Source organism: Rathayibacter sp. Leaf248 (genome assembly GCF_920939495.1).
Taxonomy (GTDB): Bacteria; Actinomycetota; Actinomycetes; order Actinomycetales; family Microbacteriaceae; genus Rathayibacter; species Rathayibacter caricis.
The window spans coordinates 1,003,273-1,024,936 of sequence record NZ_CAKLAV010000001.1 but is presented as its reverse complement, the minus strand read 5'-3'; the positions used below and the strand labels follow the sequence as shown (position 1 = coordinate 1,024,936).

Below are 21,664 nucleotides of genomic sequence, written 5' to 3'. Positions count from 1 at the left end.
GCGCCCGTCTGCTAGAACCGAGCGCATGACCATCGTCGACAACGCCGTGTACGTCGGCGGCCACCGCATCCGCAACCCGGACTCCCTCGAGGACACGTTCGAGCTGATGCGGGAGGAGCACGGCATGGCGTGGATCGGCCTGTACCGGCCGACCCGCGAGGAGGTCGAGGCCGTCGCCGAGGAGTTCGGACTGCATCCGCTCGCCGTCGAGGACGCGCTGAGCGGGCACCAGAGGGCCAAGCTCGAGCGGTACGACGACGGGCTGTTCGTGGTGCTGCGGCCGGCGCGGTACCTCGACGCCGACGAGGCGGTCGTGTTCGGCGAGCTGCACGTGTTCGTGGGCCCGGACTTCGTCGTCACGATCCGGCACGCCGACTCCCCGGACCTCGCCCGCGTGCGCCGCCGGCTCGAGGAGGACCCGGCGCTGCTGGCCCGAGGTCCGGAGGCGGTGCTGTACGCGATCCTCGATCAGGTGGTGGACGAGTACGCCCCGGTCGTCGCGGGAGTGCAGGGCGACGTGGACGAGATCGAGGACCAGCTCTTCGGAGCCGACTCGGACGACAAGCTCTCGGAGCGCATCTACCGGCTCTCGCGCGAGGTCATCCACTTCCAGCGCTCCGTGCAACCCCTGACCGCGCTGCTCCGGGCGCTCGCCGAGGAGACGCCCGCCGAGACCGCCTCGCCGGACCACGTGGAGCTGCACCGCTCGCTCCGCGACGTGCTCGACCACACGATCCGGGTCACGGAGGCCGTCGACGCCCTCCGTGCGATCCTCGACAAGGCGCTCACCGTGCACTCGACCCTGGTCTCGCGCCGGCAGACCGAGACGGGGCTCGCGCAGAACGACGTCGTGCGGAAGATCTCGTCGTGGGCGGCGATCCTGTTCGCGCCGACGCTCATCGCGGGCGTCTACGGCATGAACTTCGACGAGATGCCCGAGCTGCACTGGGAGTTCGGCTACCCGTGGGCACTCGGGCTGATGGTCGTCTTCGGCGTGGGGCTCTACGCCGTGTTCAAGGCGAAGAAGTGGCTCTGACCTGCCCTCGTGCACCCCGCGGGGCCCGGTGCTCCGGATAGACTCGACGCCACAATGGACGACCCTCCCTCTGCTCATCCGCCGTCGGACCGACCCGTCCGATCCGCGTCCCTCGAGCTCCTCGACGCCCTGATCCCCGCCGCCCCGAGCGGAGGTGCCCGCGATGGGGACTGAGTGGATCCTGCTCGGCGTCGGCCTCCTGCTCACCCTGGGCACCGGCGTCTTCGTCGCGAGCGAGTTCGCGCTCGTCAACCTCGACCGGGCCGACCTCGAGGCGCGGCGCGATCGCGGCGAGACCCGCCTCGGGATGACGATCGCGGCCCTCAAGGTCACCTCGACGCACCTCTCGAGCGCGCAGCTGGGCATCACGCTCACCACGCTGCTCACCGGCTACACGATGGAGCCGGCGCTCTCGACCCTGCTCGAGCAGCCCTTCCTGGGACTCGGAGTGCCGGAGGCGGCGGTCGCGCCGATCGCGACGGTCGTGGCCATCGTGATCGCCACCCTGCTGTCGATGATCCTCGGCGAGCTCGTGCCCAAGAACTTCGCCCTGGCCCTGCCGCGGGCGACGGCGAAGCTCGTCGTCCCGCTGCAGACCGCGTTCACCACCGTCTTCCGCCCCGCCGTGGCGCTGCTGAACGGCAGCGCCAACGCGCTGCTGCGCCTCGTGGGCATCGAGCCCAAGGAGGAGCTGTCGGGCGCGCGCAGCGCCGAGGAGCTCTCGAGCCTCGTCCGCCACTCCGCCAGCGCCGGCCTCCTCGAGGAGGACACGGCAGACCTGCTCGGGCGCACGCTCCGCTTCTCGGCGCTCAGCGCGGGCGACGTCATGACGCCGCGCCTGCGCCTCTCGACGGTCGAGCGCTCCAGCACGGCGCAGGACGTGCTCGACCTCGCCCGGACGACCGGGCTGTCGCGCTTCCCGATCACGGACGACGACATCGACGACATCGTCGGCGTCGTCCACGTGAAGCAGGCCGTGGCGGTGCCGCGCGGCAAGCGGTCCGAGGTGCCGGTGACGGCGCTGCGCTCCGAACCGCTCCGGGTCCCCGAGACGATGAAGCTCGACGTGCTCCTGACCGAGCTGCGGGGCCGCGGCTTCCAGCTCGCCGTCGTCGTCGACGAGTACGGAGGAACGGCCGGCGTCGCCACGCTCGAGGACCTCGTCGAGGAGCTCGTCGGCGAGGTCGCGGACGAGCACGACCGCTCCCGCCCCGACGTCGTCAAGCTTCCCGGCTCCACGACCTTCCCCGGCATGCTCCGCCCCGACGAGGTCCGCGACCGCGTCGGCGTGCACATCCCGGAGGAGGGGCCCTACGAGACCGTCGCCGGCTTCGTCATGAGCGAGCTCGGCCGGCTCCCCGCCGCGGGCGACGAGGTGGCCGTCGACGGAGGATCCCTCCGCGTCGAGCGCCTCGACGGCCGTCGCATCGACCGCATCCGCTTCACCCCCGACCCCGAGGCCGAGCCCGACACGCTGCCGGACCCCCTGGCCGACGCGGGCAGACCCCACCGATCGCGCAAGGAGGCCGGCGATGAGTGACTGGGCCGGAATCGCGTGGCTCGTGGTTCTGCTGGCCGCGAACGCCTTCTTCGTCGGAGCCGAGTTCGCGGTCATCTCCGCGCGCCGCTCCCAGATCGAGCCCCTCGCTGAGAGCGGTCGCCGGAGCGCCATCACCGCGCTCGCCGCGATGGAGCACGCCACGCTCATGCTGGCGACCACCCAGCTGGGCATCACCGTCTGCTCGCTGCTCATCCTCAACGTGTCCGAGCCGGCGATCCACCACCTGCTCGAGATCCCCCTGCACGCCGTCGGCCTGCCGGAGGAGCTGACCGGCACCGTCGCGTTCGTCATCACCCTGCTGATCGTGTCGTTCCTGCACGTCGTGCTCGGCGAGATGGTGCCCAAGAACATCTCGTTCTCGATGCCCGACAAGGCGGTGCTGCTCCTCGCACCCCCGCTCGTCGCGATCGCTCGAGTGATCCGCCCCCTGATCGTCGCCCTCAACGCGATCTCGAACGGCGTGCTGCGGCTGTTCCGGGTCGAGCCCAAGGACGAGGCGAACAGCACCTTCACCCTCGAGGAGGTGCAGACGATCGTCGACCAGTCCACCCGCGAGGGCACGCTGCGCGATTCCAGCACCCTCCTCGCCGCGTTCGAGTTCACCGAGAAGAAGGTGCACGACGTCGCGCTCCCGCTCGACGGGATCGTCAGCCTCCCGGCCGGAGCCACCCCGGCCGACGTCGAGCGCGCCGTCGCCAAGCACGGCTTCTCGCGCTACGTCGTCCTCGGCACCGACGGAGCGCCCGAGGGCTACATCCACCTCAAGGACGTCCTCGACCTCGACGGGGACACCGAGGGAGCGAAATTCCGCCTGCCCATCCCGGCCAAGCGGATCCGCCAGCTCGCCTCCATCTTCGAAGCCACCGACCTCGAGGACGCCCTCGCCATCATGCGCCGCACCGGAGCGCACCTCGCGCGGTCCTTCGACGAGCAGGGGACGGCCACAGGAGTGCTGTTCCTGGAGGACATCATCGAGGAGCTGGTCGGCGAAGTAGACGACGCCACCCGCCGCTAGTCGCGGGGCGTGGGCGGCGCGCTCGCGGCGTTGTCGTCAGTCGCGACACCGCCGGTATCGCTCCTTCCTCCGCCTTGCGATCGCACCACCCACGCCCCGCGGAGAACTCCGGTGAGGCGAGGGGCCGTGCGCTGCGCGCACGAGCCGGAGTTGGGCCGTGCGCTGCGCGCACGAGCCGGGGAGTGGGCCGTGCGCGGGGCGCACGAGCGCGGACGAGGCGTGCGGGCGGGGCTGCCGGGGGCGGGAGGGGGCGACCTAGGGTGGGGGGATGAGCAGTCGGGAGTTCGGGGCGGCGGAGGCGGCGGGGGTGCTGCGGCGGCCGCGGGCGGAGGACGACAAGTACAGCAGGGGGGTGCTGGGGGTCGCGACCGGGTCCGAGAGGTATCCGGGGGCGGCGGTGCTCGGGGTGGAGGCGGCCGTCCGGACGGGGGTCGGCATGGTGCGGTACCTGGGGGCGGAGCGGCCCGCCGGGCTCGTGCTCGCACGGCGGCCCGAGGTGGTCACCTCGGTCGGACGGGTGCAGGCCTGGCTGGTCGGGTCGGGCACCAGCGCCGACGACCGGTCCGAGCAGGAGCGGCGCGTGCTGCTCGACCAGCTGCACTCGGGGGTGCCGGTCGTGCTCGACGCGGGCGCGCTGGACCTGGTCGACGAGGTCGCCGGACCGGTGATCATCACTCCGCACTTCCGCGAGCTCTCCGGGATGCTCCAGCGGGCCGGAGTCGACGTCGACGCCGCGACGATCGCCGCGGATCCGGGGCACTGGGCGCGCCGCGCCGCCGAGCGGTTCGGGGTCTGCGTACTGCTGAAGGGCAGCACGACGCATGTGGTCTCGGGCGACGTCGCGCTCGAGGTGAGCGGATCCACTCCCTGGCTCGCGACGGCCGGCAGCGGCGACGTCCTCGGCGGCGTGCTGGGGGCGCTGCTCGCGGGACGCTCGGCCGATGCCGAGGCGAGAGGGGAGGCCCTCAGCGACCACGAGCTCGCCTCCACCGCAGCGGCCGCGGCCGTCCTGCACGCCCGAGCCGGCGGCAGCGCATCGGGAGGAGGGCCGATCGCGGCCCTCGACATCGCCGAGCACCTCCCGAGCGTCGTCGCGAGCCTCCTGGAGTGATGCGCCGGGCTGTCCCCGCGAGAAAAACAGCCGGGCAATGATCCGGACGGCTGAACCGATCCCGCCGCCCCGTCGTTGTCCCGGGAGAAGCGCGCGACGCGGCCGCATCACCGCAGCCCCACGGCCGCTTCATCGGATCCCCACACGTCCCACCCCTAAGGTCGGGACCCACAGCCGCGTCCGCACCCCACTCAGGAGAACAGACATGACCGCGAAGACCACGACTCCCGTCCGCTACGCCCTCACCCTCCTGGCCGGAGCGGGCACGCTCGCCGCCCTCGCCGCCTGCTCCAGCACGGCCACCGCCGGCACCGACTCCGCCGAGGAGACGACCGGCTCGAGCTCGGCCGCGGCCGAGCCCACCACCGCCTCGACCGAGGCGGCGACCGGCGACGCGGCGACGAGCGACAGCGCCTACGCCGACGGCACCTACGACGCCGAGGGCGCCTACACCTCGCCCGGCGGGAACGAGACCGTCGGAGTCGAGCTGACGCTCGAGGGCGGCGTCGTCACGGCCGTCACCGTCACCCCGCAGTCCGAGAACCCGACCGGGGAGCAGTACCAGGAGCGCTTCGCGAGCGGCATCGCCGGCGAGGTCGTGGGCGTGCCCCTCGACGAGCTCGACGTGAGCGTCGTCTCGGGCTCCTCGCTCACCTCCGGCGGCTTCAACGACGCCGTGGAGACGATCAAGGCCGATGCCGCGGCCTGACGACCGGCACGTGCTCGAGCACGTCTGGCAGTTCGACGCGATCGGCACCGTCTGGCGCATCGACTCCGGCGACGCGCTCGACGCGGGCGTGCGCGCTCGTGTCGACGCGGTCGTCGACCGGTACGACCGCACCTGGTCGCGCTTCCGGGCCGACTCCGACGCGGCGCGCCTGCGCACCGAGCCGGGGGAGCACGTCTTCCCCGAGGAGGCGGAGGAGCTCTTCGCCCTCTACGACGACCTGCACGAGCTGACTGGCGGAGCGGTGAGCCCCTTCGTGGGCGACGCGCTCGAGCAGCTGGGCTACGACGCCGACTACACGCTCGTGCCCCGCGGCCCCGTCGCCGCTGCGCCGTCGTGGCCCGACGCCCGCGCACGCGGTGGACGCGGCCTCGACACGGCGGCTCCCGTCGTGCTCGACGTCGGAGCGGCGGGCAAGGGCCATCTCGTGGACCTGGTCCTCGACGAGCTGGCCGGGGCGGGTGTCGAGCACTCGGTCGTCGACGCTGGAGGCGATCTGCGCGCCCGCACGGCCGGTCCGTTCCGCGTCGCGCTCGAGCACCCCTACGATCCGGCTCGGGCGATCGGCGTCGCCGTTCCCCTCGAGCGCGCGCTCTGCGCCTCCGCCAGCAACCGCCGCGTCTGGGGCGACGGTCTGCACCACGTGCTCGACGGACGCACCGGCCGGCCCGTCGACACCGTCGTGGCCACCTGGGCCGTCGCCGACTCCGCCCTGCTCGCCGACGGCCTCGCCACCGCCCTCTTCGTCGCTGCGCCCGAGACGCTCGCCGAGCGCTTCGACTTCGAGTTCGTCCGCGTCTTCAGCGACGGCACCCTCCACCACTCGCCCCGCTTCCCCGGAGAGGTCTTCCGATGATCGGCACCCTCGATCGCGCCCTCGGGCGCATCACCATGTACCGCCTGGTCTGGATGACGCTCGCCGCGCTCCTCCTGGTGGCCCTCGCCTACTCCGCGGCCGGGCGCATCTTCTTCACGCCGCTCGAGATCGCCGCGACGGCGGTGGTGGCCGTGGTCTCGACGACGGCCGCGACCTGGCTGATCGCACGGGCGGTGCGCTCGCCGGCGCACCTCGAGTCCTCGCTGGTCACCGGCCTCCTCATCGCGTTCCTCCTCTTCCCGACCGCGGAGCCGAGAGCGCTGCTCGTCGTCGCGCTGGTCGGCGCGATCGCCGCGGCGTCGAAGTACGTCCTCGCCTGGCGCGGCCGCCATCTCTTCAACCCGGCCGCCGTGGCCGTCCTCCTCGTCGCCCTCGCGGCGGGTCTGCTCGAGGGCACTCCGCTGGACGGCTCGCTCACGGCCGCCGCCTGGGTGCTGCCGACCGGCGCGCTCTGGCCCTGGGTGCTGGTGGCGGCGCTCGTGATCGTGGCGCGGGTGCGGCGCTGGGCGATCTTCCTCGTGTTCGTGCTGGTCGCGGGTGCCGTCTCGATCACGCAGTCGGTCCTCGGCGGGCAGGAGCCGACTGCGGCCGCGCTCTCCGTCCTCACCGCCTACCCGTTCGTCTTCGCCGCCGCCTTCATGCTCACGGAGCCGCTGACGCTCGCGCCGCGCCGTTCCCAGCAGCTCGTCGTCGCCGTCGTCGCGGCGCTGATCACGAGCGTCCCGTTCCACCTCGGGATCCTCTACTCGAGCCCGGAGCTCGGACTCGTCGTCGGCAACGCGCTCGCGTTCGCCTTCGCGCACCGGCAGCGCCGACGGCTGCCGCTCGAGCTGCGCTCGGCGGAGACGATCGCGCCGGGCATCACGGAGTACCGGTTCCACTCGCGCACGCCGCTGCACTTCGAGGCGGGCCAGTGGCTCGAGCTCGATCTGCCGCACCGCTCCGATGCGCGGGGGAGCCGGCGCACCTTCTCGCTCGCCTCCGCCCCCGGCGACGCCGAGCTGGCGATCGCGATGCGGGTGCCCGAGAAGGCGAGCAGCTTCAAGCGCGCCCTCGCGTCCCTCGAGCCCGGGGCGGTCGTCCGCGCCACGGGTGTCGGCGGGGACTTCGTGCTGCCGGCCGATCCCGCCGCTCCTCTCCTCCTCGTCGCCGGAGGCATCGGGATCACCCCGTTCGCCGCGCAGCTCCGCGCGCTCGCCGCCGGACCGCCGCGCGACGTCGTGGTCGTCTACGCGGCCCCGCGGATCGAGGACGTCGCGTACCGCGAGCTGCTCCAGGAGTCGGGCGCACGGGTCGTGCTCGTCGCACCGACCGCTCCGACCGTGCTGCCCGAGGGCTGGACCCACGCGTCGGGACGACTCACCGCCGAGTCCCTCGCGGCTCTGGTGCCCGACGCCCCGCGCCGCACCGGATTCGTCTCGGGCTCTCCGCTGTTCGTCGACTCCGTCCGCGCTGCCCTGCGCGGCGCCGGCGCGAAGCGCATCCGCACCGACGCGTTCGCCGGGTACTGAGGATCGGCCGTCGGTCGGTGCCTGCCAGGATGCCGTTCGACGCCCGCTCTATGATGACGCCGTGACGACCCCAGGACCCCGCGCGACCGCCCGCCCGACCGCCTGGCTGCGCGAGAACCGCGACTCCGCCACGGTGCTCTGGGGCGCCTTCGCCCTCGTGCACGTCGTCCTCTCGGTGCTGGCGCTCTTCGCGCCGGGCCTGCCGATGGGCGACGTCAGCATCGTCTACAAGCAGTGGATGCAGACGGCCGTCGACGGCGGCGGCATCGCCGGGATCGACACCGGCTGGGTGTACCCGATCCTCGCCTGGGCGCCGATCGCGGCCGCATGGCTGCTCGGCGCCGCCGGGTACGACCTGGTGTGGCTGATGCTGGTGGCGCTGGCCGACGCGGCGGCCTTCGCCGTCCTCGTCCACGGTCGGCGTCCCGCGCGGCTGGCCGCCGCGCGCTGGTGGCTCCTCTTCCTCGTGCTGCTGGGCCCGATCGCTGTCGGGCGGATCGACGCGTTCACGGCACCTCCCGCGATCGCCGGGATGCTGTGGGCCGCCACCCGGCCCGGAGTCTCCGCCCTGCTGCTCACGATCGCCACCTGGGTGAAGGTCTGGCCGGCGGCGATCCTCGCGGCCGCCGTCCTCGTGCTGCGCGGTCGGGTGCGCCGGATCCTCGTGCCCGCCGCGGCGTCCGCGGTGATCGTCGCCGCCGTCGTCCTCGCGGGAGGAGGGGACCACGTCTTCAGCTTCGTCTCCGATCAGACGACGCGGGGGCTCCAGATCGAGGCGGTGGTGAGCACCCCGTGGATGTGGCTCTCGGTGATCCCGGGGTCGGGGAGCTACGTCTGGTACGCGGCCGACATCAACACCTTCGAGATGCACGGGTCCTCGACCGGTGCCGCCGCCGACCTGATGACGCCGCTGCTCGCCGTGTGCATGCTCGCCGTCGCACTGCTGGGGCTGCGTGCGCTGCGGTCCGGCGCCTCGGCCGTGCGCCTGTTCCCGCTCCTCGCGCTCGCGTTCGTCGTCGTGTTCATCGACGTGAACAAGGTGCTCTCGCCGCAGTACGTCGTCTGGCTGGCCCCGCCCGTGATCGCGGGCCTGGTCGTCAGCCGCGACGCCTTCCGGACGGGTGCCCGGCTGACGCTCATGATCGCCGCGCTCACCCAGCTCGTCTATCCGTACCTCTACCTCTTCCTGCTCTACTCGCACTGGTGGATGGTGCTCGTGCTCACCGCGCGCAACGTCCTGCTGCTGGTCCTGCTGGGCTGGGTCGTCCGTGAGCTGTGGCGCTCGGGGACCCGCGTCACCGACGGAGCGCTGCAGTCCGGGATCGTGCGGAAGACGGCTGTCGCCCGCTGAGTCCGCACGGCTCGTAGGCTCGGGGACGAGCGGTCGACTCGCGGCCGCACAGCAGGAGGTCCCCATGCTCGTCGCGTTCTCGGTCGCTCCCTCCGGTGGCGAAGGCCCCGACGCCTCCGTCCACGACGCGGTCGCCGCCGCTGTCCGCATCGTCCGCGACTCCGGACTGCCCCATCGCACGACCTCGATGTTCACCGAGATCGAGGGCGAGTGGGACGAGGTGTTCGACGTGATCAAGCGGGCGACGGAGGCTGTCGGCGCGTACGGCTCGCGGGTCTCGCTCGTCCTGAAGGCCGACATCCGCCCCGGCTACTCGGGCGAGATCGACGCGAAGATCGAGCGACTCGACCGCGCGCTCGGCGAGTGAGTCGAGCGGGAGAGCGCTCCCGCTCGAATCGTTTCGATCGACTCCGGATTCCGCGTACCCTGGTGCGGTGACTCTCTCGCCCGGACGGACCCGCCTCGCCCTGCTCGCCCTCGCGATGGGCGGTTTCGGCATCGGATCGACCGAGTTCGTCGCGATGGGCCTGCTCCCGCAGCTCGCCGCCGACCTGCTCCCCGGCGTCTGGGCGACCGACACCGAGTTGGCCAACTCGCAGGCCGGGATGCTCATCTCGGCGTACGCCCTCGGAGTCGTCGTCGGGGCCCCCACGATCGCCGCCGCGGCCGCCCGCTGGCCGCGCAAGCGCCTGCTCCTGGGCCTGCTGGTCGCGTTCACGCTCGGTACCGTCGCCTCGGCCCTCCTGCCGACGTTCGAGCTCGTGCTCGTCGCCCGTTTCGTCGCCGCGCTGCCGCACGGCGCCTACTTCGGCATCGCGTCGCTCGTCGCCGCCGATCTCATGGGTCCCGGCAGCCGCGGCAAGGGCGTCGCCTTCGTCCTCTCGGGGCTGACGATCGCGAACGTCGTCGGAGTCCCCGCGATCACCTGGATCGGGCAGAACGCCGGCTGGCGCACCGCGTACCTCGTCGTCGCCGCGATCTTCGCCGCGACGGTCGTCGCCGTCCAGCTGCTCGTGCCGCACCAGCCGGGCGATCCCCGCGCGACCATGCGGAACGAGCTCAAGGCGTTCGGGCGACTGCAGGTCTGGTGGACGCTCGCGATCGGTGCCATCGGCTTCGGCGGCCTCTTCGCGATGTACAGCTACATCACCCCGCTGTCGACCGAGATCACCGGACTCCCGCTCGGTGCGGTGCCGTGGGTGCTCGTCGTGATCGGCCTCGGTATGACCGTCGGCAACCTCGTCGGCGGCTGGGCGGCCGATCGGAACGTGACTCGCGCCTTGATCGTGCTGTTCGTCGGGGTGGCCGTCTCTCTCATCGGCTTGGCGCTGACGGCCACGACGGCGGTCGGCCTGCTCGTCTTCGGGTTCCTCGCCGCAGGCTTCTCGGCGGGCGCCTCGCCCGCGATCCAGACCCGGCTGATGGACGTCGCCCGCGACAGCCAGACGATCGCCGCGGCCCTCAACCACTCGGCGCTGAACATCGGCAACTCGGTCGGCGCCGCGCTGGGCGGAGTCGCGATCGCCGCCGGCTTCGGCTACCTCTCGCCGATCTGGGTCGGCGTCGTGCTCACCGTCGCCGGCATCCTGCTCGCGATCGGCAGCCTCGCCCTCGACCGCGCGCGCGGCACCGTGCACACCGGCCCCCGCGAGCCCGCCGCCCCCGGCACCGGCAGCGTCCCGATCAACGCCCTGTAGGGGGGCCTGCGTCAGCCGGTCCCGGCGCTGGACGGCCCGACCCGGGAGGACGCGGGTCTCGATATGCCGCCCTGCGGCCGGCTACTCGACCAGCAAGGGAGAGGCTGGGCCCGATCCGGGCGGCACCCTCTGCGGAACGAGCCGCGCGGCGAACCCGACCGCCGGCCGGCGACCGCCGGGTACAGACGTCAGTCACGGCTGCCGACCGCGGCCCAGCGGGCGGGGACCGCCGTGCAGGCGACTCGCGCGTGAGCCCCGCGACCGGAATCCGCGTGCTAGCGGATTCCGGCAGGGCGTCGCGAGACGCTCTGCGGAACGCACGCCGTCGCACAGTCGACCGCGGCACGGCGGGCGGGGACCGCCGTGCGCGAACAACACGGCCGCCGACCGCGGCCCGGCGGGCGGGGACCGCCGGACAGGCGACTAGCGCGTGAGCCCCGCGACCGAAATCCGCGTGCCAGCGGATTCCGGCAGGGCGCCGCAGGACGCTCTGCGGAACGCTCCACGTCGCGAAGCCGACCGCGGCCCGGCGGGCGGGGACCGCCGGACAGGCGACTAGCGCGTGAGCCCCGCGACCGGAATCCGCGTGCCAGCGGATTCCGGCAGGGCGCCGCAGGACGCTCTGCGGAACGCTCCACGTCGCGAAGCCGACCGCGGCCCGGCGGGCGGGGACCGCCGGGCCAAACGACTCAGTCCGTCTCGATCAGGATCCCGTCGTGGATGGCGCGCTTGCGCAGAGCCACCTTCGTGCCGACGTCGATGCCGACCACGCGGTACTTCTCGCGGATGCGCTTGAGGTACGACTTGGCCGTCTCCTCCGAGATGCCCAGCTCGAACGCCACCGACTTCACGGGCTCGCCTCCGCCGTAGAGCGCCATCACGCGGCGCTCCTGGGCGCTCAGCTTCGGGGCGCCGTCGGAGTCGCCGGTCGACAGGGCCATGTCGAGCTCGTGCGAGATGTAGGAGTGGCCGTCCTTGGCCGCGCGGATCGCCTCGACGATCATGTCGGCGTCCTCGGTCTTCACGAGGTAGCCGAGCGCACCCGAAGCGAGCGCCTCGCGGACGACGGCCGGCTCGGAGTAGGTGCTCATCAGCACCGTCTTCACGCCGGTGGTCTTCAGGGTGGAGAGCTTCACCGAGATCGGGATGTTGTCCTTGAGGTCGAGGTCGAGCAGCACCACGTCGACGGGGAACTCGGGGTGGGTGAGGAGCTCGGGCCAGGAGGCGACGGCGGCGACGAGCTGGATGTCGGAGGCGGCGCCCCGGATCCACTCCGTGAGGGCGCCGAGGAGCATCTTGTGGTCGTCGACGACGGCGAGGGTGATCTTCGGCTCGGCGGTGTGTGTCATCGGGGGGTCCTTCGGCTGTTCGTGGCGGAGGCGGGTGGGCGGTGTCCCGGGTCGTCCCGTCATCGGTCGACGGGGTTCTCGACCAGGCAGTCGATCTCGATCCGCAGTTCGCCGCCGCGGGACGGGGTGCGCGAGGCGCCCACCTGAGCGATAGCCTCCCACGTCGCAGGATCGACTCCGCGCAGTGGCACGCCCTCGCAGCGGAGCAGGATCGGGACGAGGAGGGTGCGTGCGGGGGCTCCCGGGCCGGGTTCACGCGGTGCTCCGGCGTGCACGTGGAGTGCCGCGGGCGTGCCGACCGCTCCGTCGAGGATCAGCCAGATGGCCGAGAGGAGGCCGTCGCGCTGAGCCTGGCCGAGCAGTCCGGCGGTGCCGTCGGGGTCCTCGAGGTGGACGAGGGGGGCGAGGAACTCCGACTCGAGGATCGCGTGGTGCAGCCAGGTCTCGCGGCGCCCCTCGATGAGGTGGAGTCGCAGCTGGGTGGCGAGCGAGGCGGCGCGGGCGGCGCGGGCGGAGTCGAGGGGGAGCGGAGTGGTCGCGTCGCCGACCTCGGCCAGAAGCTGCTCCGCGGCGAGGTCGAGCCGCGCGAGCTCCTCGGATGCGAGCATCCCGACCGCGTAGCGCGGGCCCGTCGTGGTGCTCTGCACGAGCGCCCGGTCGATCTCGAGCTGCACCATGCGGCGGAAGCCGCGCATCATCACGACCACCACGACGGCCGGGGTCGCGGTCAGCACGAGCGCGCAGACCCGGACCGAGATCGCGGCCGCGCCGTCCGACGCCATCGCCGCGAACGCGAGCAGCTCGGCGGCGGTGATGATCAGCGCCACGACGATGATCTCGACTCCCCGGCGGTGCACGATCAGCGCCGCGTGCGCGACGGCGGCGCCCACCGCGGCGGTCGGCGCGGCTGCGGCACCCGGCGCATCTGCGACGGCGATCAGATCGAGGACGACCGTGGTCGCGGCTCCCGCGAGGAAGGCGGCGTACGCCCATGACGGGAGGCTCTGGCCGGAGAGGCGGATCGCGAGGACCGTCGCTCCGAACGTCGCGAGCAGCAGCAGCCAGGCCGCGACGACGAGGCCGGCGTCGTCGTAGTCGTCGAGAGTGGTGAGGAAGACGAGCAGCTCGTACACCATGATCGCGAGCGCGATGCCGGTCAGGCCGCTCCCGAGGTAGCTCGTGCCGAGCCCCTCGTGCTGCCGCTTGGCGGACGAGGCCGCTCGCGAGGGGCGCCCTCGGCGCGAGGGCGCCCCGCGGAGCAGCGGAGCGACCGGCTCGGTCATTTCGGCACCTCCAGGACGACGGTCGTGCCGGCTCCCGGCGCACTGAACAGCCGGGTCCGCCCGCCGACGTCCGCGAGGCGGGCGACGACCGACTCCTTGAAGCCGAGCTTGGCGGCGGGGACGGTGCCGATGTCGAAGCCGACGCCCGCGTCGGTCACCATCGCGCGCACCGTCCCGTCGTCCTCCGTGATCGTGACATCGGCCGAGTTCACCCCGGAGTGGCGGCGGACGTTCTCGAGGCACTCCGCGAGGGCCATCAGGAAGGAGTCGAGAGCGGCGCCGCTGAGCACGATCTGGCCGGAGCCGTGCCAGATGACGTCCAGGCCCATGCGGCCGAAGCGCTTCTTGACGCTCTCGAGCGTGTTCGCCGCGGGAGCGCTGGTCACACTGGTGAGCTGGTAGGAGCCCGATGCGCTCGGGGTGGGCGTGGCTCCCAGGCGCAGCTGGCGCAGGAGGTGCGCGTCCTCGGCGGCCTGCTGGCGGAGCGCCTCCACCGAGACTCCGACGCCGGAGTGGGCGAGCAGGGTCAGCGTCGCGAGGACGGTGTCGTGCAGCAGCCGCGCGCCCTGGCGGCGCTGCGCCTCCGTCTCGCTGGCCTGCCGCTCGACGCGGTGCGCGTTGCCGATGCTGTCGATCCGACGGACGACCCGGGGCACCGCGGTGCTGATCCAGAGCGCGAGGGCGCACAGGCAGCCCCAGGGCAGCAGGCTCAGCAGCAGGGCGTTGAGCGTCATGGCGCTGCTCGCGATCAGGATCGACGGGATCAGGCTGGCGACCATCACGGGCAGCAGGAGCAGTGCCCGCCGCGTCGACGTGGTGACGACGACGGCGACCGTGCTGGTGACCGCGTTCGCCGTGCTGACGAGCACGAAGGCGGCGAAATCGGGAGAGTCCGCGAGATCGAGGGCGAGCCCGGCGCTGAGCAGCAGGCCGCCCGCTCCGCTCGCGATCAGCCACAGCCGCCCGCCGCTGCGGCCGAGCTGGACGTGCACGGCGGCGAGACCGAGCAGGAGGGCCACCGCGGCCGGAACCGCGATCGGACCGAGCGTGCCGGGCACGAGGACCAGCGCGAGAGCGGCGGTGTCCGTCAGCAGGCCCACGGCCCGCGCGGACTGGCGCAGGAGGCGGTCGCGCTCCCGCGCGCTGCGGATCATCGGCACCGGGCTGCTCCCTCGGGTCTCCGGGGGGAAGCCCCCCGACTCACGATAGCCACTGCTCGCCCGTCCGCCCGGACGCGATCAGACGGCGAGCAGTCGCGCGAGGTGGCCGCCGACCGCGTCGTCCTCGATCAGGAAGCCGTCGTGCCCGAACGTCGAGCTGATCACGGCGACCTCGTCGCCGTCGATGTTCCCGGGGGCGTGCGCGGCGATGATCCGCTGACCCTCGACCGGGAAGAGGCGGTCGCTGTCGATGCCGAGGACGAGGGTGGGGCTCGTGATGCGGGAGAGCGCCTCCGCCTCGCCGCCCCGTCCGCGCCCGACGTCGTGCGAGTTCATGGCCTCGACGAGCGTGATGTAGCTGTTGGCGTCGAAGCGCCGGGTGAACTTGTTGCCGTGGAAGTCGAGGTAGGACTCGACCGCGAACCGCCCGCCGCCGCCGAGAGGGCTGATCCCGGACTGCCAGCTGCGCTCGAAGCGGTCGTTGAGCTCGGAGGGACTGCGGTAGTTGAGCAGGGCCATCCGTCGGGCGAGGGCGAGGCCGTGGTACGGGCCCTGGCCATCGCCGGCGTCGTAATACGCGCCGCCGGCGAAGTTCGCATCGCTGCGGATCGCCTCGAGCTGCACGAAGTTGAGGGCGATCTGATCGGCGGTCGCGCGCGGAGGAGCGGCGAGCACGGCGAGCCGGGCCACGCGCTCCGGATGGTCGATGCCCCACTCGAGCGCCTGCATCCCGCCCATCGATCCGCCGATGACGGTGTGCCAGCGCTCGATGCCGAGGAGATCCGAGAAGAGCGCCTGCGCGCGGACCTGGTCCCGGACGCTCGTGTACGGGAAGCGGGCTCCCCACTCGTGCCCGTCCGGCGCGAGGGAGGCGGGGCCGGTCGAGCCCTGGCAGCCGCCGAGCATGTTCGGGGCGACGACGAAGTAGCGATCGGTGTCGATGACCTCGCCCGGCCCGACGAGCCCGGACCACCAGCCGTCGGTGGCGTGCCCGCGGTCGCCGCGGCCGATCAGGTGGGAGTCGCCGGTCAGAGCGTGCAGCACCAGCACCGCGTTGTCGCCGGAGGGCGAGAGCTCGCCCCAGGTCTCGTAGGCGATGCGCACGTGTGGGAGGTGGCCGCCGGACTCGAAGTCGAACGGGCCGACGTCGACGAAGCGGCGGTTCCCCGGGTCGTCCCCGTCGCGCCAGGCTCCGGTGGCCGGGGGCTTGCCGATCACCGAGCGCAGCTGGCGCTCGGTGACGAACGCCGAAGGGACGGTGTCCTCGAGTGTCTGCTGCCAGTCCATAGCGGTGTCCATCGTGTCAGAGCGCCGCCCCGCGCCGTGGTTTGTTACGCCCCTCCCGGCGTGCGTGCGCGAGATCGCCTCTCACGGACGAGATCCCCCGCCGCAGCAGGGGATCTCGACCGTGCGCTGCCCCTCCCGCGGGAGGGGAGTGGATCAGGCGTTCGCGCGGGAGGCCTCGACGACCGCGCGGGCGGCGCGGAGGGCCTGGGCGAGGTCGGCGCGCAGGTCGTCGATGCTCTCGAGACCGACCGAGAGGCGGACGAGGCCGGGCGTGACCCCCGCCGTCAACTGCTGCTCCGGAGTGAGCTGCGAGTGCGTGGTCGAGGCGGGGTGGATGACGAGCGAGCGGACGTCGCCGATGTTCGCGAGGTGCGAGAACAGGGTGAGCGAGTCGACGAACGCGCGGCCGGCGTCCACTCCTCCCTTGAGCTCGAACGAGAGCACGGCGCCGACGCCCTTGGGCGCGTAGCGGTTCGCGGCGGCGTACCAGGGCGAGGTGGGCAGGCCCGAGTAGTTGACCGAGGCGATGTCCGAGTGGTTCTCGAGGTACTCGGCGATCTCCTGCGCGTTCTGCACGTGGCGCTCGATCCGCAGCGACAGGGTCTCGATGCCCTGGATGAGCTGCCAGGCGCTCGCCGGGGCGATCGAGGCGCCGAGGTCGCGCAGCAGCTGCACGCGGGCCTTGATGATGTAGGCGAGGGAGTCGCCGACCGCTGCGGTGTAGACGGCGCCGTGGTACGACTCGTCGGGCGTCGTCAGTCCGGGGAACTTCGCCGCGTTCTCGGTCCACGGGAAGGTTCCGCCGTCGACGATGGCCCCGCCGATGACGGTGCCGTGACCGCCGAGGAACTTGGTCGCCGAGTGCACGATGATGTCGGCCCCGTGCTCGAAGGGGCGGATGAGGTACGGGGTCGCGATCGTGTTGTCGACGATCAGGGGAACACCGGCCGCGTGGGCGACGTCGGCGACCGCGCGGATGTCGAGGATGTTGATCTTGGGGTTGCCGACGGTCTCGGCGAAGAAGAGCTTGGTGTTCGGGCGCACCGCACGGCGCCACTCCTCCTGGTCGTCCTGGTTCTCGACGAACGTCGTCTCGATGCCGAGCTTGGCGAGCGTGTACTTGAAGAGGTTGTACGTGCCGCCGTAGATCGAGGAGGACGAGACGATGTGGTCGCCCGCGTGCGCGATGTTCAGCACGGCGGCGGTCTCGGCGGCCTGACCCGACGCGAGCAGCAGGGCGCCGGAGCCGCCCTCGAGAGCGGTGAGGCGCTCCTCCACCACGGCCTGCGTGGGGTTCTGGATGCGCGTGTAGATGTTGCCGAACTCGGCGAGGGCGAAGAGGTTCTTGGCGTGCTGAGCGTTGTCGAACACGTAGGACGTGGTCTGGTAGATCGGAGTCGCGCGGGCCTTGGTGACAGGGTCCGGAGCCGCTCCCGAGTGGATCTGCTTGGTCTCGAACTGCCACTGGGCGGGGTCGGTCATGGTGCATCCAATCGGGTCGTGAAGTCGTCCAGGCGGAGTCCGTTCTCCGCCGCGACGAGCCTAGGCGTGCCGCCGCGCGGGGGCGAGGTGCCCGACACACGGGGTAATCCCGGCGAGGCGCTCGGTCAGCGGCGCGGGCCGCGATCCGTCGCGGCGGGCGCGTCCCGCTTCGACCCCGTGGGGTCCGCGCGCCCCGACCGCTCCGGCCGCTCGTCCTTCACCGGAGCGAAGAGCCAGGCCGCCCGCGGCTCCACGATCTTGTGGAACACGGTGCGGGCCCAGCCGAGGGAGAGGACGACCGAGACCGCGATGCAGAGCACGATCATGAGGACGAGTGCGAGGACGCTGTCGGCCGAGGAGAGCACCCCCGACTCCCGCAGCGGGTAGAGGACGAAGCTGTGCAGCAGGTACACGTACATCGTCGACTGGCCCCAGGGAGTGAGGACCGTGCGACCGCGGGGGATGAGCGCGAAGAGCGCGAGCGAGAGGACGACGGCCGTGAGCATCAGGGCGAGCCGCACGAGCCCCGCCCACCAGGCGGTCTCGCCGAGCGCGTCGTACGGGCGGTCGTAGAAGAACCAGAAGCGCAGGTCGGCGGCTCGGAACGCGTCGATGTTGACGGTCATCACCAGCGCCGTGATCGCGAACAGCACGACCGCCACGGCGCGCACGGCGAGCACGCGCGGCGCCGGGAGCGCGAGCCAGCGGTCGACCAGTAGCGCCGAGCCGGCCCTCCATCCGCGCAGCCGCCAGCCGAACACGAAGAAGGGGAGGATCCCGATCGCCCGGGCGAGGGAGAAGGTCGAGTCGATGTTGTCGTAGTAGCTCACTCCGACCGCGAGCACGACGCTGATCAGCAGGGGCCAGCGCAGCAGGGCCAGGTACGGCAGCACGAGTCGGAAGATGCCGAGCGCGAGCAGGAACCACAGCGTCCAGCTCGGCTTCGTCGGGTTGAACTCGGACTGGCCCTCGACCAGGAACTGCACCAGCGTCCAGACCGTCTCCATGATCAGGTAGGGCAGCAGGATGTCGGTCAGGACGCGACGCATCGCCCGGGAGTTCGGCGCCCCCGCCTTCGAGAAGTAGCCCGAGATGATGGCGAAGGCGGGCATGTGGAACGCGTAGACCGTGAGGTACACGATCAGGGAGACGTCCGAGTTGGCGGTCAGCCGCTGGATGCCGTGGCCGATGACGACGAGGGTCACGCAGACGAAGCGCGCGTTGTCCCACAGGGGGACGCGTCGCTTCGGGGGAGCGGTGACACCGCCGGTGGCGGGTGCCGGGTCGGCGGGCTGCACGCGGCCAGACTAGCGTTGGGGTCGACGACGGAGTCGGTGGTGTCCGAGGCTTGACGGAAGGAGACGAGCGTGGTTCGACGCGTCGTGGTGACAGGAGCGAGTTCGGGGATCGGTGCGGCGACGGTGCGCCTGTTCCGGGAGCACGGCTGGGACGTGGTGGCCGTCGCACGGCGCCGCGAGCGGCTCGAAGCGCTCGCCGCGGAGACCGGCGCGGACCTGTTCGTGGCGGATCTCACGGACTCCGATCAGGTCGACGCGCTGCGCGACCACCTGGAGGCGACCGGGGCGGTGCACGCGCTCGTGAACAACGCCGGCGGCGCCCTCGGACTCGACACCGTGGAGGCGTCCGACCCCGCCGACTGGACGCGCATGTTCGAGATCAACGTGCTGTCGGTGAAGCTCGTCACCAGCGCCCTGCTCCCGCTGCTGCGCCGGGGCCTCGCCGACGAGGGCTCCGAGGGCTCCGCCGACATCGTCACCGTGACCTCGATCGCGGGGCACGTCGCCTACGAGGGCGGAGGCGGCTACAACGCCGCGAAGTTCGCCGCGCACGCCCTGGTTGCGGTCCTGCGCCTCGAGCTCGCCGGCGAGCCGATCCGGGTCATCGAGATCGCGCCGGGCATGGTGCACACCGAGGAGTTCTCGCTCGTCCGCTTCGGCGGCGACAAGGCCCGGGCCGACAAGGTGTACGACGGAGTCGCGGCGCCGCTGGTCGCGGAGGACGTCGCAGCCGCGATCGTGTCCTCGGTCGAGCTGCCGCCCCACGTCGACCTCGACCTGGTGACGATCAAGCCGGTCGCGCAGGCCGCGCCGCACAAGGTCGTCCGCGGCGAGCTCGCTCCGAAGCTCTGACGGGGGCCGTCCCGTCGGGCGCTGATGTGACGCGGAGGCGCGCGACGCCTTAGCCTGTCCCTCATGGTTTCCGACGCCGACGACTCCGCCGCCCTCCTCGCCGCCACGGAGAAGGAGGTCCTCGGCTGGCTCGAGTTCGGCGACGCCGCCCGCCATCTCGCGGACGACGTGGTCGCGTCGGGCTACCGGCCCGAGCTCGTCGTCGCCATCGCGCGCGGCGGACTGCTGCTCGCGGGGGCCGTCGCCTACGCGCTCGGCATCAAGAGCTGCGGCGCCCTGAACGTCGAGTTCTACACCGGGGTCGAGGCCCGGCTCGCCGAGCCCGTCGTGCTCCCGCCGCTCCTGGACGAGGCGTCGGTGCGCGGCAAGCGGATCCTCCTGGTCGACGACGTCTCCGACTCCGGGCACACCCTCGCCCTGTCGGTGAAGCTGATCCGCGCGATGGGCGCCGAGGTGCGCACCGTCACGCTCTACACGAAGCCCCGCACGGTGCTCGAGCCCGACTTCTTCTGGCGCCGCACCCCGCGCTGGATCGTCTTCCCGTGGTCGGCTCTGCCCCCGGTGGACGGAGCGCTCGGCGAGGACGACGAGTGAGCGTCCACCTGATCGGCGGCGGTGGCGGCGCCGAGCACGACTCCGACCTCTACGGCGCGTTCCTCGCGGAGGCGCGCGCCCGCGCCGTCGACGCCGGGCGCATCGAGGGGCCCCGCATCGCCATCGTGGTGGTGCACGACGGCCTGGGCCCCGAGGCCTACTCCGGTTACGCGGCGACCCTCGCCTCCGTCGGCCAGCTCGAGCCGGTCCCCGTCCTCAAGCCCGAGGGCGGTCGCATCGACCCGTCCGTCTTCGACGGGGTCGACGGGATCCTCGTGGGCGGCGGACTCACCCCCGCCTACCGCGACGCGCTCGAGCCGTCCTTCGCGCGGCTGCGCGATCTCGTCTCGTCGGGGACCCCGTACGCCGGGTTCTCGGCGGGCGCCGCGATCGCCGCCGACCGCGCCATCGTCGGCGGCTTCCGCATCGGCGGCGTCGTCGTGGCGCCGGAGGAGGCGGCCGAGGAGCTCGACGAGGTGACGGTCCTCGAGGGGATCGGCCTGGTCGACGTCTCGATCGACGTGCACGCCGCGCAGTGGGGCACGCTGGGCCGGCTGGTCGCCGCCGTCGAGGCGGGCCTGGTCGACGGAGGGGTCGCCATCGACGAGTCCACCGTCCTCACGGTCGGCACCGGCGCGCTGCGCGTCTCGGGCGCCGGCTCGGTCTGGCGCGCGAGCGCAGGCGAGGCCGGCGTGGTCGTGGCGACACTCGCCGCGGGCTGATGGATCTGCAGGAGCTGGCCGGCGCCGGACTGATCGACCGGGGCTGGGCGGACGCCCTCGCTCCCGTCGGGCCGGACATCGCGGCGATGGGCGACTTCCTCCGCTCCGAGACCGCTGCCGGGCGGCATTACCTCCCCGCGGGCAAGGACGTGCTCCGCGCGTTCGCGGCGCCCCTCGCCGATGTCCGCGTGCTGATCGTCGGCCAGGACCCCTACCCGACGCCCGGGCATCCGATCGGGCTGTCGTTCGCGGTCGAGCGGCACGTCCGGCCGGTGCCGCGCAGTCTCCAGAACATCTACCGCGAGCTCCGCGACGATCTGGGGGTCACGCCTCCGGCGCACGGCGATCTCGGTGCGTGGACGCGCCATGGCGTGATGCTGCTCAACCGCGTCCTCACCGTCTCGCCGGGCACTCCGGCGTCGCATCGGGGGAAGGGCTGGGAGGCCGTGACCGAGCACGCGATCCGCACGCTCGCCGCGCGCGACGCTCCGCTCGTCGCGATCCTCTGGGGGAGGGACGCCGCCGGCCTCCGGCCGATGCTCGGCGACGCCGGCGTGATCGAGAGCGCGCATCCGAGTCCGCTGTCGGCCTCGCGCGGCTTCTTCGGCTCGCGGCCCTTCAGCCGGGCGAACGCGCTCCTCGAGGAGCGGGGCGCCGAGCCGGTCGACTGGAGCCTCGCGGAGTGAGCCGCGGCGCCCTGGTGCGCGCCGATACGCTGGACGAGGTCCGCGCGAGCGGCCCGGGTCGACGG

20 protein-coding genes are annotated in these 21,664 nt (G+C 72.6%); 14 read left to right on the top strand and 6 right to left on the bottom strand.

Annotation, left to right across the window (positions count from 1 at the left end; all coding sequences use genetic code 11):
- Positions 1-25 precede the first annotated feature (25 nt).
- The 10 genes from corA (at position 26) to LRG51_RS05005 (ending at position 10,886) form a co-directional block, all read left to right on the top strand.
- Positions 26-1,036, top strand: coding sequence for a magnesium/cobalt transporter CorA (gene corA, locus LRG51_RS05050; RefSeq protein WP_055788258.1), 1,011 nt, complete (start codon positions 26-28; stop codon positions 1,034-1,036).
- A 163-nt stretch (positions 1,037-1,199) separates the two neighbouring features.
- Positions 1,200-2,576 carry a hemolysin family protein gene (locus LRG51_RS05045; RefSeq protein WP_082481032.1) on the top strand — a complete coding sequence of 459 codons (1,377 nt, stop codon included), beginning with the start codon at positions 1,200-1,202 and terminating at the stop codon, positions 2,574-2,576.
- Entirely contained in the window at positions 2,569-3,612 is a 1,044-nt protein-coding gene (locus tag LRG51_RS05040; protein WP_055788261.1) for a hemolysin family protein, read from the top strand. Before LRG51_RS05045 ends, LRG51_RS05040 begins: the two co-directional genes overlap by 8 nt.
- A gap of 268 nt (positions 3,613-3,880) precedes the next feature.
- Positions 3,881-4,723: an ADP-dependent NAD(P)H-hydrate dehydratase gene (locus LRG51_RS05035; protein WP_230671497.1), complete on the top strand. Its 843-nt coding sequence runs from the start codon at positions 3,881-3,883 to the stop codon at positions 4,721-4,723.
- A 205-nt stretch (positions 4,724-4,928) separates the two neighbouring features.
- Positions 4,929-5,432 (top strand): FMN-binding protein, encoded by a 504-nt coding sequence (locus LRG51_RS05030; RefSeq protein ID WP_230671495.1) that lies wholly within the window; start codon positions 4,929-4,931, stop codon positions 5,430-5,432.
- Positions 5,419-6,306 (top strand): FAD:protein FMN transferase, encoded by an 888-nt coding sequence (locus LRG51_RS05025; RefSeq protein WP_230671493.1) that lies wholly within the window; start codon positions 5,419-5,421, stop codon positions 6,304-6,306. The genes LRG51_RS05030 and LRG51_RS05025 overlap by 14 nt, the downstream gene beginning before the upstream one ends.
- Positions 6,303-7,838 carry an FAD-dependent oxidoreductase gene (locus LRG51_RS05020; RefSeq protein ID WP_230671491.1) on the top strand — a complete coding sequence of 512 codons (1,536 nt, stop codon included), beginning with the start codon at positions 6,303-6,305 and terminating at the stop codon, positions 7,836-7,838. Before LRG51_RS05025 ends, LRG51_RS05020 begins: the two co-directional genes overlap by 4 nt.
- Before the next feature lie 61 nt (positions 7,839-7,899).
- Positions 7,900-9,189, top strand: a complete 1,290-nt coding sequence (locus LRG51_RS05015) for a glycosyltransferase 87 family protein (protein WP_230671489.1) — start codon at positions 7,900-7,902, stop codon at positions 9,187-9,189.
- Between the two features lie 64 nt (positions 9,190-9,253).
- Complete coding sequence (locus LRG51_RS05010; RefSeq protein ID WP_055788280.1) at positions 9,254-9,556, top strand: thiamine-binding protein; 303 nt, start codon at positions 9,254-9,256, stop codon at positions 9,554-9,556.
- A 115-nt stretch (positions 9,557-9,671) separates the two neighbouring features.
- Complete coding sequence (locus tag LRG51_RS05005) at positions 9,672-10,886, top strand: MFS transporter (protein ID WP_230673089.1); 1,215 nt, start codon at positions 9,672-9,674, stop codon at positions 10,884-10,886.
- A gap of 689 nt (positions 10,887-11,575) precedes the next feature.
- Here LRG51_RS05005 and LRG51_RS05000 read toward each other — a convergent pair.
- The 6 genes from LRG51_RS05000 to LRG51_RS04975 form a co-directional block, all read right to left on the bottom strand.
- Positions 11,576-12,235 carry a response regulator gene (locus tag LRG51_RS05000; protein WP_056866755.1) on the bottom strand — a complete coding sequence of 220 codons (660 nt, stop codon included), beginning with the start codon at positions 12,233-12,235 and terminating at the stop codon, positions 11,576-11,578.
- Between the two features lie 59 nt (positions 12,236-12,294).
- On the bottom strand, positions 12,295-13,518 hold the full coding sequence (locus LRG51_RS04995) for a hypothetical protein (RefSeq protein ID WP_230671487.1): 1,224 nt from the start codon (positions 13,516-13,518) through the stop codon (positions 12,295-12,297).
- A complete protein-coding gene (locus LRG51_RS04990; protein WP_230671485.1) occupies positions 13,515-14,672 on the bottom strand; it encodes a sensor histidine kinase in 1,158 nt (385 codons plus the stop codon). Before LRG51_RS04990 ends, LRG51_RS04995 begins: the two co-directional genes overlap by 4 nt.
- A gap of 84 nt (positions 14,673-14,756) precedes the next feature.
- Positions 14,757-15,965, bottom strand: a complete 1,209-nt coding sequence (gene metX, locus LRG51_RS04985; RefSeq protein WP_230671483.1) for a homoserine O-acetyltransferase MetX — start codon at positions 15,963-15,965, stop codon at positions 14,757-14,759.
- Between the two features lie 153 nt (positions 15,966-16,118).
- Positions 16,119-17,447 carry a bifunctional o-acetylhomoserine/o-acetylserine sulfhydrylase gene (locus tag LRG51_RS04980; protein WP_055788297.1) on the bottom strand — a complete coding sequence of 443 codons (1,329 nt, stop codon included), beginning with the start codon at positions 17,445-17,447 and terminating at the stop codon, positions 16,119-16,121.
- Positions 17,448-17,572: 125 nt separating this feature from the next.
- A complete protein-coding gene (locus LRG51_RS04975) occupies positions 17,573-18,745 on the bottom strand; it encodes an acyltransferase family protein (protein WP_055788301.1) in 1,173 nt (390 codons plus the stop codon).
- A gap of 69 nt (positions 18,746-18,814) precedes the next feature.
- Between LRG51_RS04975 and LRG51_RS04970 the strand changes: the two genes are divergently transcribed.
- The 4 genes from LRG51_RS04970 (at position 18,815) to LRG51_RS04955 (ending at position 21,599) form a co-directional block, all read left to right on the top strand.
- On the top strand, positions 18,815-19,597 hold the full coding sequence (locus LRG51_RS04970; protein WP_230671481.1) for an SDR family NAD(P)-dependent oxidoreductase: 783 nt from the start codon (positions 18,815-18,817) through the stop codon (positions 19,595-19,597).
- 63 nt (positions 19,598-19,660) lie between these two features.
- Complete coding sequence (locus LRG51_RS04965) at positions 19,661-20,191, top strand: phosphoribosyltransferase (RefSeq protein WP_055788307.1); 531 nt, start codon at positions 19,661-19,663, stop codon at positions 20,189-20,191.
- The gene (locus tag LRG51_RS04960; RefSeq protein WP_107574860.1) at positions 20,188-20,913 is read left to right on the top strand and encodes a peptidase S51; all 726 of its coding nucleotides are present in this window, start codon (positions 20,188-20,190) and stop codon (positions 20,911-20,913) included. The genes LRG51_RS04965 and LRG51_RS04960 overlap by 4 nt, the downstream gene beginning before the upstream one ends.
- Positions 20,913-21,599 (top strand): uracil-DNA glycosylase, encoded by a 687-nt coding sequence (locus tag LRG51_RS04955; RefSeq protein ID WP_230671478.1) that lies wholly within the window; start codon positions 20,913-20,915, stop codon positions 21,597-21,599. Before LRG51_RS04960 ends, LRG51_RS04955 begins: the two co-directional genes overlap by 1 nt.
- Positions 21,600-21,664: the final 65 nt, after the last annotated feature.